This window comes from Noviherbaspirillum sp. (assembly GCF_035627455.1).
Classification (GTDB): Bacteria; Pseudomonadota; Gammaproteobacteria; order Burkholderiales; family Burkholderiaceae_D; genus Noviherbaspirillum.
This window is the reverse complement of the sequence record NZ_DASPLS010000070.1, coordinates 46,510-57,347: the sequence shown is the minus strand read 5'-3', so window position 1 is coordinate 57,347 and position 10,838 is coordinate 46,510. Positions and strand designations below refer to the sequence as shown.

Genomic DNA, 10,838 nt, shown 5'->3' with positions numbered 1-10,838 from the left:
CCGGAGTAGTCGAATTCGCACGCCTGGCCGATGATGATCGGGCCGGCGCCAATGATCAGGATGCTTTTGATGTCTGTGCGCTTAGGCATTTTTGTGTTTCTCCATCATCGCCACGAAGCGATCGAACAGGGGGGCGATGTCAGTCGGGCCGGGCGATGCTTCCGGATGGCCCTGGAAGCAGAACGCCGGCTTGTCGGTGCGCGCGAAACCTTGCAGCGAACCGTCGAACAGCGACACGTGGGTGACGCGGCAGTTGGACGGCAGCGTATCGACGTCGACCGCGAAGCCGTGGTTCTGCGAGGTGATCATTACCTGCCTGGTGTCGAGGTCCTGCACCGGGTGGTTCGCGCCGTGGTGGCCGAACTTCATCTTCAGCGTCTTCGCGCCGGAAGCCAGCGCCATGATCTGATGGCCGAGGCAGATGCCGAAGGTCGGAATGCCGCGCTCGATCAGGTCGCGCGTCGCCGCGATCGCATAATCGCAAGGCTCCGGGTCGCCGGGTCCGTTGGACAGGAAGATGCCGTCCGGGTTCAGCGCCAGCGCATCGGCCGCGCTCGCCTGCGCCGGCAGCACGGTGACCTTGCAGCCGCGCTCCGCCAGCATGCGCAGGATGTTGTACTTCACGCCGTAGTCGAAGGCGACCACATGGTATTTCGGATCGTCCTGCCTGCCGTAGCCGCTGCCGAGCTTCCACTCGGTTTCGTTCCAGACATAGGATTCGGTTGTCGACACCACCTTCGCCAGGTCCATGCCGGCCAGGCCGGGGAAGGAGCGCGCCAGTGCCAGCGCTTCCTCGGCGCTCGCCGATTCGCCGGCGACGATGGCGCCGTTCTGCGCGCCCTTTTCGCGCAGGATGCGGGTCAGCTTGCGGGTGTCGATGCCGGCGATGCCGACTACGTTCTCCGCCTTGAGGTATTCGGACAGGCTGCGCTTTGATCGGAAATTCGAGACCAGCAGCGGCAGGTCCTTGATGATCAGGCCGGCGGCGTGGATCTTCGACGCTTCGACGTCTTCTTCATTGACGCCGACATTGCCGATGTGCGGATAGGTGAGCGTGACGATCTGGCGGCTGTAGCTGGGATCGGTCAGGATTTCCTGGTAGCCGGTCATGGCCGTGTTGAACACGACTTCGCCGATCGTATGACCGGGAGCACCGATGGAAAAACCCTGAAAGATTGACCCGTCTGCGAGCGCAAGGATGGCCGGAACTGATTGGCCAGAAAAAAATGGCAGCAAGGGTAACTCCTGAGATGTTTACCGCCGCTGCGCCGCGCCAGAACGACCGTCGACCAAACGGCTTGCGCTGGCTGTCACGGGTCTTTTTGGGACGGAAATGGAAGGGGTATGCGCTACGGCGGACTGAATTAGTTAAACCCTGAGATTATAGCCGAGAACGCACTCCCCTGCAAACCCGTACGGCTGCTGCAAGCCCGTTACAGCCAGCCGCAGGAGCGCCCGCATCGTGACCGAAACAGCAAGTTACAGCCCGGCCAAATTGCTTATTCCCTGGTCTTTGCCAGGAGCATTTCAACCAGTGGCTGCAATTCCGCCGAGAGCTTGCCGACATGCGGCAAAACCTTGTCGCGGCGCCCCTCCTTGAGCCATTGCAGCAGCGTCGCAAGGTCCGGCACCGGGACCAGCTCGCTGCCGTCATCGCCGCCGTCAAATACGGTTTCGCCGCGATCGAACGCGCCTTCCTCCTCGGCGCCGACAACCCCGGTGACCGCATGATTCAGGCCGAGCGCGGCACGCCGCGCCGCAGCGTCGCATAGCGAGCGCAGCGTCTCCTGCGCCCCGCCGCCGGCGTCGCCGAGAGCCGCCACGCCGCAGCTCGCGATGAACGACATGCGGCGGTCGCCGGCCAGATGCACACAGGCAATGGCGCGGCAAACGCGTTCGGCAAAGATGCGGGCGGCGTCGAAATTGATACTTCCGGTTACCACAGTAAATTCCGCCTCGCCGGTTTTCGAGACCACGTCCGTCTCGCGTACAGTGCGCAGCAGCAGCTGTCCGATCGCATCCACCACGCCGGGCGGCGGTAGCGCGGGAACCCCTGCGAGCTCGACATGCCGGATGCCGGCACGGACGTTGAGCACGGCGAAATTCTTCCTTCCGGCGACTGCGGCGGAAAGAAGCGCCTCCCCTTGCGCCTGCAATTGTTCCGAAGTGGGAAGCGCGACCGGCGCGCTGCCGGCAACATTGCGCACCAGCGCCTCGAGGCTGCGCTCGAATTCGCGCTGCGTCGCGACCAGCTTGGACAGGATATCGAGGCGCGACAGGAGCTGCGCCGTGCCGATGCCTTTCGTGATCAGGTCGGTCGCCCCGGCTGCCTTCACCCGGTCGCGTTCTTCCTGCTCGTCACTGCCCGAGACGACGACGACCGGGATGTCGCGGATGCGGCTGATCCTGGAGCTGCGGATGCGCTTCAGCAGCCCGTAGCCGTCAAGCCTGGGCATGGTGAGGTCGGTAATGACGACGCGGATGCCGGGATCGAGCAGCAGGGTTTCCCAGGCCTGCTCGCCGTCCAGCGCTTCGCGGAACTCGAACATCCCCTCGATGCGCTTGATCAGCGTCGCGCGCACGATGCGGGAATCGTCGGCGATCAGCACCCGGGGTTTGACGGGTAGGTCCATCGGTGTCGGTGTTGTCATGCTGTTTCGTCAATAGCTGCCCTGATGCAAGCATAGCGCTCCGCATAAAATTTTGACAGCTCTACCCTACTTCCCGTACATTGGGTCGTCGCCCGGCGATTACATTACATTTTTTACAATGATTCGACGACTTCTCCCGCTCCGACCGCATGCCTGCGCCATTGCTCTGGCACTGTGGGTTCCGGCCGCATCGATGGCGGAACCGGTCGTCGCGGAACAGACCACGATGCTCACCAGGTTGCAGGACCTGACCTCGCGCGCGTCCGAGGTGGCATTGCGCGCGATGAGCCTGATCGGCGTGCGCTACAAATACGGGGGCGACGCGCCGGAAAACGGGCTGGACTGCAGCGGCCTGGTGCGCTACGTGTTCAAGGAAGTGTGGGGAACGGAACTGCCGCGCACGTCGGTGGAAATGAGCCGTCTCGGCGAGCGCGTCGATACGAAGGAATTGCAGCCGGGCGACCTGGTGTTCTACAACACGCTGCGCCGCGGTTTTTCCCATGTCGGCGTCTACCTCGGCGACAACAAGTTCATCCACGCCCCTTCGCGGGGCGGCGAAGTCCGTATCGAAAGCATGGATATTTCGTACTGGAAGAACCGTTTCAACGGCGCGCGCCGCATCAACACCCCGCCGCAATAACTCACTGCTCGCGCCGCGCCGCAAGCTTGCGCTTGATTTCGGGCATCAGGGCTGCTGCCGCCTGCTCGCCGGCGAGGATTGCGGTATTTCTTCCAGGGAAATCATTTCCCTTCATGCTGCCAAGCCGCGGCTGGATCACCACGTCCGCCTCCTTCAGTTCGAAGGCATTGATGCTCTGCCCCATGATCGCAAAAGTTTGCAGCAGCACATCAAGCGTGCTGGCGGACGGCTGCGCCTCCGGCTGCGATGAAATGTTCACCGCGATCACGAAATCCGCTCCCATTTCCCTTGCAAAGCGGACTGGGACAGGCGACACCAGCCCGCCGTCGACGTAGGATCGCTCGCCGACACGCACCGGCTGGAAGACACCCGGTACGGCCGAGGACGCCCGCACCGCGGCACCGGTGTTGCCGCGCCGAAAAAGAATGGCTTGTCCGCTCTGCAGGTCCGTCGCAACCGCGCCAAAGGGTCGCTTCAGCTTTTCCAGCGGGAGGTTGTTCACACTGCGGTTGACGTAATGTTGCAGCGCCTCGCCCTTGAGCACGCCGGTCGCCTTCGCAAACAGCGGCACCGACCAGTCCGAGATCGCGGCCTCATCCATTTCCAGCGCCATCTTGTGCAACGCAAACCCGTCGTTGCCTGCCGCATAGAGCGCGCCGACCAGGCTTCCCGCGCTGGTGCCGACCACAAGATCCGGAACGATTCCCTGCGCCTCCAGCGCCTTGATCACGCCGATGTGCGCGAAACCGCGTGCCGCGCCGCCGCCCAGTGCAAGACCGACGCGCACCTGGCGCACCTGTTTCGGCTGACCGGCCTGCGCCGCAGGCGGCGGTTCCACGGTGGCGCACGAAGGAAGAAGGACGGCGATGAGGACGGCCAGGACTGCCGACGAGAAACGTTTCATGAAGAAGTGGAAATACTGCGGAATGCGTCGGAAAAGACCGGGCGCGACAAGTCCCGGCGGAAACAGCGCATTGTAGCGGATCGCGCGCCCGCTCTACTCCACGTAAATCGCCTTCCTCGGGAACGTCACCGTGAACGTGCTGCCTTTGTCCGGCTCGGATGTGATCGCCAGCGCTGCATCGTGCCGAAGCAGAACATGCTTGACGATCGCCAGGCCGAGCCCGGTACCCTGCGTTTCCCGCGAACGGCTCTTGTCCACCCGATAGAAGCGCTCGGTCAGGCGCGCGATGTGCTCCGGCCGGATGCCGATACCGGTATCCCGCACCACGAACTGTGCCCCCGCATCGCATGCCTGCCACTCGATCGCGATGCTCCCGCCCGCCGGCGTGTAGCGCACCGCATTGGAGACCAGGTTGCCGAAGGCGCTGCGCAACTCCTCGGTGCCGCCCTTGATATCGGGGCCTGCCGCACGCAGGGAAATTGTATGTCTGCCGGCCGACAGCGCGATCGCTTCCTGCTCGATCTGTTCGAGCAGGACGCGCAGGGCAACGCGTTCGGGCCGCAGCGGGTAATCCACGGATTCGAGGCGGGTCAGCGTCAGCATGTCTTCCACCAGGTTCTGCATGCGCTGCCCCTGCTCGCACATCAGCTTCAGGTGCGCCATCCGGGTCTTCGGGTCGAGGTCGGGCTGGGTGGTGGCGATTTCGAGAAAGCCGTTGATCACGGTGAGCGGCGTGCGCAGCTCGTGCGACGCGTTGGCGATGAAATCGCGCCGCATCATCTCGATGCGCTCGGCTTCCGTGGCATCGTGGGTGACCAGGATCTGGCGCCGGTTCTCGAACGGAATGATCTGCACCACCAGCTTGCGCTCGCGCAGGCTCATGGTCAGCGGCTGCTCATAGCGGCCGAGGATGATGTAGTCCATGAACTCCGGGCTGCGCACCAGATTGGTCACGCGCATGCCCTTGTCGCGTTCCAGGCGCAGCCCCAGGTGGCGCTCGGCGGCCGGGTTGCACCATTCGAGGAACAGCACGTCATCCATGATGACCACGCCGTCGGGCAACAGGCTCATCGCCTGCCGGAAGCGGGCCAGCCACTCGGTCAATTCGGCCTGGTTCTTCTCATCGCCGCGCCGCATCCGGTACAGCCGCGCAAAGACTTCGGTCCATGCGCCCCAGCCGTCCGGCACCTTCGCGCTATTGGGATCGTTCAGCCAGATCGACAGCCGGTAGAGGTAGTGCAGCTGCACGACCACGAAAATCAGCAATCCGGCGATGGCGGCCACGAGCCCGGGCACCAGGCCGAAGAAATACCAGGCAGCCGCGGCGCCGGCGAGCACGAGCGACAGGCGCAGTCCGGCCGGAATCCAGAAGAGCAGGCGTGGATGCATGAGGAAGTATTATTTTTCGGACAGCATGTATCCTACACTGCGCACGGTCTTGATCAGCGTTTCCGCCTCCTTGAGCGCCTTGCGCAGCCGCAGCACGTGCACGTCCACCGTGCGCTCCTCGATCACGACATGGTCGCCCCATACCTTGTCGAGCAGCTGGCTGCGCGAGAATACCCGCTCCGGATGGGCGAGGAAGAACTTCAGCAGCTTGTATTCCGCGTGGCCGATGTCGATCTTCCGGCCGTGCAGCGATACCGAACAGCTGACGGGGTCGAGGGCCACCGGACCGGCCGTCATCACCCCTTGCGCATGCTCGGGCGCCTTGCGCCTCAGCAGCGCCTTGATGCGCGCAGTCAGTTCGCGCGGCGAGAACGGCTTGGTGATGTAGTCGTCGGCGCCGTTGTCCAGCCCGGCGATCTTGTCCTCTTCCATGCTCTTGGCGGTCAGCATGATGACCGGGAGGCCGTTGAGCTGGCGGTCGCCGCGCAGGCGCGACAGCAGGCGCAGCCCGGACTGGTCAGGCAGCATCCAGTCGAGCAGCACCAGCTGCGGCACCCGGCGCTGGATGAATTCCCAGGCGTCGTTCGCGGTGCTCACCGCAAAGGTGTTCCAGCCCGCCGCCTTGAGCGTGAAGGTGACGAGTTCGACGATGGAGGGTTCGTCTTCGACGATCAGGATGGTGGTTTGGTCGACTGCCATGGGTCAGACGCCGCTATCGAGCTTGCTGTGGACATAGTCAGTATGCCGGATATCCTTGCCTTCGACGATATAGATCACGTATTCGGCAATGTTTTTCGCATGGTCGCCGATACGCTCGATCGCCTTGGCCACCCATAGCGTGTCCAGCGCCACCGAGATCGTGCGCGGATCCTCCATCATGAAGGTGACCATCGCCCGCGTGATCGCCCTGAATTCATGGTCGATGGTCTCGTCGCGGGTAATGATGCCCACCGCCTGCTTTTCATCGAGGCGCGCGAACGCATCCAGCGCGTCGTGCAGCGATTGCGCCGCGCCGGCAGCCAGCACGCGCACCGATTCAAAATGCTGGAGCACGCCGACGGTGCCGCGCTCGTGCAGGTGTTTCGCGGTGCGCGCAATCTTGGTCGCTTCGTCGCCGATGCGTTCGAGATCGGTGATCACCTTGAGCGTCGCCATCACTGTGCGCAGGTCGTTGGCCGCCGGCTGGCGCTTGACGATCAGGTGGCTGCAGGCGTCGTCGAGCGCGACCTCGAGCCGGTTGACGCTGTCATCCGACTTGATCACCTGCTCCGCCCGCGCCAGGTCGCCGGCGCGGAAACAGTCCATTGCGTCATTGAACTGGCTTTCCACCAGGCCGCCCATGGTAAGCACCTTGGAGCGGATGGCTTCGAGATCGGAGTCGTATTGCTTGGAAGAGTGGTCGCCGGGCATGGGCTTCTCCTGATTCTGTTGTCCGTATGAAGCATCAGCCGAAACGGCCGGTGATGTAGTCCTGGGTTTCCTTGCGCGCCGGATTCATGAAAATCTGGTCGGTTTCGCCGAACTCCACCAGTTCCCCCAGGTACATGTAGGCAGTATAGTCAGAGCAGCGCGCCGCCTGCTGCATGTTGTGCGTGACGATGGTGATCGTGTAATCCTCTTTCAGCTCGGCGATCAGTTCCTCGATCTTCGCGGTGGAGATCGGATCGAGCGCCGAGGTCGGTTCGTCGAGCAGCAGCACGTCGGGTTTCACCGCGACGCCGCGCGCGATGCACAGCCGCTGCTGCTGGCCGCCGGACAGGGAGAGGCCGCTCTTGTTGAGCTTGTCCTTGACCTCGGTCCACAGCGCCGCCTTCCTCAGTGCCCATTCCACCCGCTCATCCATTTCGCCCCTGGACAGCTTTTCATACAGCCGCACGCCAAACGCGATATTTTCGTAGACGGTCATCGGGAACGGCGTCGGCTTCTGGAACACCATGCCCACCTTCGCGCGCAGCATGTTCACATCCTGCCCGGCGTCGAGGATGTTGCGGCCGTTGTACATGATCCTGCCCTCGGCGCGCTGGCCGGGATACAGGTCGTACATGCGGTTGAGGGTGCGCAGCAGGGTCGACTTGCCGCAGCCGGAAGGGCCGATGAAGGCGGTCACCTTCTTCTCGTAGATGTTCAGGCTGACGTTCTTCAAGCCCTGGAAACCGCCATAGAAAAAGTTCAGGCCGGAGATTTCAAGCGTGGCGTTCAGGGAAGTCATGGTCTCATTCATGTCAGTGCTGTACTTTCTGGCTGAGCAGGGTGCGCGACAGGATATTCAGGCCGAGCACGCTGAAGGTGATCAGCAGCGCCCCGCCCCAGGCAAGCGCGCGCCAGTTGTCGTAGGGGCTCATTGCGAATTGGTAGATCACGACCGGCAGATTGGCCATCGGCGCGTTCATGTTGGCGCTGAAGAACTGGTTGTTAAGCGCAGTAAACAGCAGCGGCGCCGTTTCGCCGGAGATGCGGGCCACCGCCAGCAGCACGCCGGTAATCACGCCTGCCTTCACCGCGCGCAGGCGCACCATCATCGCCACCTTCCAGCGCGGCGCGCCGAGCGAGAATGCGGCCTCGCGCAGGCTGCTGGGCACCAGTTTAAGCATGTTGTCGGTGGTGCGCACCACTACCGGCACCGCGATCAGGGAAATCGCGAAGGTGCCGGCCCAGCCTGAAAAGTGCTTCACGTTCGCCACATAGATCGCATACACGAACAGTCCGATCACGATCGACGGCGCCGACAGCATGATGTCGGTTACGAAACGCGTGACTTGCGCGAGCCAGCTTTCCTCGCCGTATTCCGCGAGATAGATGCCGGCCAGGATGCCGACCGGCGTGCTGATCGCGGTGGCCGCGCCGACCATCAGCAGGCTGCCGACGATGGCGTTCATCAGGCCGCCGCCGTCATTGCCCGGCGCCGGCGTGGTTTCGGTGAAGATCGCCACGCTGAGCGCGCCGGTGCCCTTGACCAGCAGCGTGAACAGGATCCACATCAGGAAGAACAGGCCGACCGCCATCGCGGCGATCGAAAGCGCAATGCCGATACGGTGCGTCCAGAGACGCTTGCGGTAGACGGGATTCATGACTTCATTCCTTCCTTGCGCGACAAGCCCATGAGCATCAGCTTCGCCGCCGACAGCACGATGAAGGTAATTACAAACAGGATCAGGCCGAGCGCGAACAGCGACGACACGTGCAGCTTCGATTCGGCTTCGGCGAACTCGTTGGCCAGGGTGGAGGCGATGCTGTTGCCCGGCGCAAGCAGCGACCAGGAGAGCTTGTGCGCATTGCCGATCACGAAAGTGACCGCCATCGTCTCGCCAAGCGCGCGTCCGAGGCCGAGCATCACGCCGCCGACGACGCCGGTCTTCGTATAGGGGAGCACGATCTGGCGCACCACTTCCCACTTGGTGCAGCCCAGGCCATAGGCGGATTCTTTCAGCACCGCCGGCACGATCTCGAACACGTCACGCATCACCGATGCGATGAACGGAATGATCATCACCGCAAGGATCAGGCCCGCGGTCAGAATGCCGATGCCCATCATCGGCCCCTTGAACAATTGCCCCAGCACCGGCAGCTGGCCCAGGGTCTTGCCGAGCAGGGGCTGGATATGGTCGCCGAACAGAGGGGCGAACACGAACAATCCCCACATCCCGTAGATGATGCTCGGTACGCCGGCCAGCAGTTCGACCGCCGTGCCGAGCGGCCGGCGCAACGCGGCCGGGCAGATCTCGGTGAGGAACAGCGCGATGCCGAAGCTGATCGGAAAGGCAATCAGCAGCGCAATCAGAGAGGTCGCGACGGTGCCGACGATGGCGATCAGCGCGCCGTACTTGTCGTTGACCGGGTCCCACTCGACGGTCGTGATGAAGGCCGGGCCGAATTCGCTGAACGCCGGCCAGGCGCCGATGACGAGGGAGACAATGATGCCCGCGAGCACCAGCAGCACCGACAGCGCGAACAGCAGCGTGACCTTGTGGAACAGGAAATCCTGGATCCGCTGCAAGCGCATGGCCGAGCCCATTGCCTTCTCGGCGGCTCGCCGTTCGCGGTCTTTTTGCTCCACCGCGGCGGCCTGCCCCGCGATCGACGATGAATTGGCATTCATAAGCAGAGGCCCTTGCGGGCGGTTGGATCCGGACGCGGGGCTGTTTTCCGCCCGCCCCGCGCTCCGGACAGTCGCTACACCGGTTGGCGGCATGTCGTTACCAGATCGCCTTGCCGGACGTATCCTTGAGCTGTGCCTTCCACGCATCCTGGACCAGTTTCACGACCGCCGGCGGCATGGAGACGTACTCGAGTTCGGTCGCCATCGCGCCGCCGTTCTTGTACGCCCAGTCGAAGAACTTCAGCACCTCCTTGCCCTTTGCGGCATCGGCTTGCGCCTTGTGCATCAGGATGAAGGATGCGCCCGTGATCGGCCAGCTGTTCTTGCCAGCCTGGTCGGTCAGCACCACCGCAAACCCCGGGGTCTTGGCCCAGTCGGCGCCGGCAGCGGCTGCCTTGAACGTATCGTCATCCGGTTGCACGAACTGGCCGTCCCGGTTCTTCAACTGGGTGTGCGCCATCTTGTTCCTCTTCGCGTACGCATACTCGACATAGCCGATCGAGTTCTTGATGCGCTGCACGTTGGCGGCGACGCCTTCATTGCCCTTGCCGCCCACGCCCACCGGCCATTTCACGGCGGTGCCGGCGCCCACCGTGCTCTTGAAATCCGGACTGGTTTTGGACAGGTAGTCGGTGAACAGGAAGGATGTGCCGGAGCCGTCAGCGCGGTGCACGACGCTGATCTCTTCTGACGGCAACTTGGCGCCAGGGTTCAGGTTGGCGATTTCCGGCGCGTTCCATTTGCTGATCTTGCCGAGGTAGATCTGGGCAAGCACCTCGCCGGTCAGCTTGAGCTGCCCGGGCGCAATGCCATCGATGTTTACCACAGGCACCACGCCCCCCATGATTGCCGGAAATTGCATCATGCCTTCGGCGTCGAGGTCTTCGGCCTTCAGCGGCATGTCGGACGCGCCAAAGTCGACCGTCCTGGCTTTGATCTGCTTGATGCCGCCGCCGGAACCGATGGATTGGTAATTCAGGCCGTTACCGCTGGCCTTCTTGTACTCTTCCGCCCATTTTGCATAGATCGGGTAGGGGAAGGTGGCGCCGGCGCCGGTGATGTCGGCGGCGACCGCGGAGGTGAATGCAAGGGCGGCGCCCGCAGCGACGGCGGCGGAAGCCAGGAATTTGTTCAGTCGCATATCTGCTCCATGAAGTT

Annotated in this window: 11 protein-coding genes; 1 reads left to right on the top strand and 10 read right to left on the bottom strand. The window is 63.2% G+C overall.

Annotated elements, in window-relative coordinates:
• Positions 1–81 precede the first annotated feature (81 nt).
• Both carA and VEC01_RS13690 read right to left on the bottom strand, forming a co-directional pair.
• Positions 82–1,236, bottom strand: a complete 1,155-nt coding sequence (gene carA, locus VEC01_RS13695) for a glutamine-hydrolyzing carbamoyl-phosphate synthase small subunit (RefSeq protein WP_324901450.1) — start codon at positions 1,234–1,236, stop codon at positions 82–84.
• A 263-nt stretch (positions 1,237–1,499) separates the two neighbouring features.
• On the bottom strand, positions 1,500–2,651 hold the full coding sequence (locus tag VEC01_RS13690) for a response regulator (RefSeq protein ID WP_324901449.1): 1,152 nt from the start codon (positions 2,649–2,651) through the stop codon (positions 1,500–1,502).
• 193 nt (positions 2,652–2,844) lie between these two features.
• Here VEC01_RS13690 and VEC01_RS13685 point away from each other — a divergent pair, with 193 nt between their 5' ends.
• A complete protein-coding gene (locus tag VEC01_RS13685; RefSeq protein ID WP_324901448.1) occupies positions 2,845–3,291 on the top strand; it encodes a C40 family peptidase in 447 nt (148 codons plus the stop codon).
• A gap of 1 nt (position 3,292) precedes the next feature.
• Here VEC01_RS13685 and VEC01_RS13680 read toward each other — a convergent pair whose 3' ends face one another.
• The 8 genes from VEC01_RS13680 to pstS form a co-directional block, all read right to left on the bottom strand.
• The gene (locus VEC01_RS13680; protein ID WP_324901447.1) at positions 3,293–4,195 is read right to left on the bottom strand and encodes a patatin-like phospholipase family protein; all 903 of its coding nucleotides are present in this window, start codon (positions 4,193–4,195) and stop codon (positions 3,293–3,295) included.
• A gap of 93 nt (positions 4,196–4,288) precedes the next feature.
• Entirely contained in the window at positions 4,289–5,584 is a 1,296-nt protein-coding gene (phoR, locus tag VEC01_RS13675) for a phosphate regulon sensor histidine kinase PhoR (RefSeq protein WP_324901446.1), read from the bottom strand.
• A gap of 9 nt (positions 5,585–5,593) precedes the next feature.
• Positions 5,594–6,283, bottom strand: a complete 690-nt coding sequence (locus VEC01_RS13670) for a response regulator (RefSeq protein ID WP_324901445.1) — start codon at positions 6,281–6,283, stop codon at positions 5,594–5,596.
• A 3-nt stretch (positions 6,284–6,286) separates the two neighbouring features.
• Positions 6,287–6,994, bottom strand: a complete 708-nt coding sequence (gene phoU / locus VEC01_RS13665; protein WP_324901444.1) for a phosphate signaling complex protein PhoU — start codon at positions 6,992–6,994, stop codon at positions 6,287–6,289.
• 34 nt (positions 6,995–7,028) lie between these two features.
• A complete protein-coding gene (pstB, locus tag VEC01_RS13660; protein ID WP_324901443.1) occupies positions 7,029–7,793 on the bottom strand; it encodes a phosphate ABC transporter ATP-binding protein PstB in 765 nt (254 codons plus the stop codon).
• Between the two features lie 13 nt (positions 7,794–7,806).
• Positions 7,807–8,652, bottom strand: a complete 846-nt coding sequence (gene pstA / locus VEC01_RS13655; protein ID WP_324901442.1) for a phosphate ABC transporter permease PstA — start codon at positions 8,650–8,652, stop codon at positions 7,807–7,809.
• On the bottom strand, positions 8,649–9,596 hold the full coding sequence (gene pstC, locus VEC01_RS13650; protein WP_414691450.1) for a phosphate ABC transporter permease subunit PstC: 948 nt from the start codon (positions 9,594–9,596) through the stop codon (positions 8,649–8,651). Before pstC ends, pstA begins: the two co-directional genes overlap by 4 nt.
• A 181-nt stretch (positions 9,597–9,777) precedes the next feature.
• Positions 9,778–10,821, bottom strand: a complete 1,044-nt coding sequence (gene pstS, locus VEC01_RS13645; protein ID WP_324901440.1) for a phosphate ABC transporter substrate-binding protein PstS — start codon at positions 10,819–10,821, stop codon at positions 9,778–9,780.
• Positions 10,822–10,838: the final 17 nt, after the last annotated feature.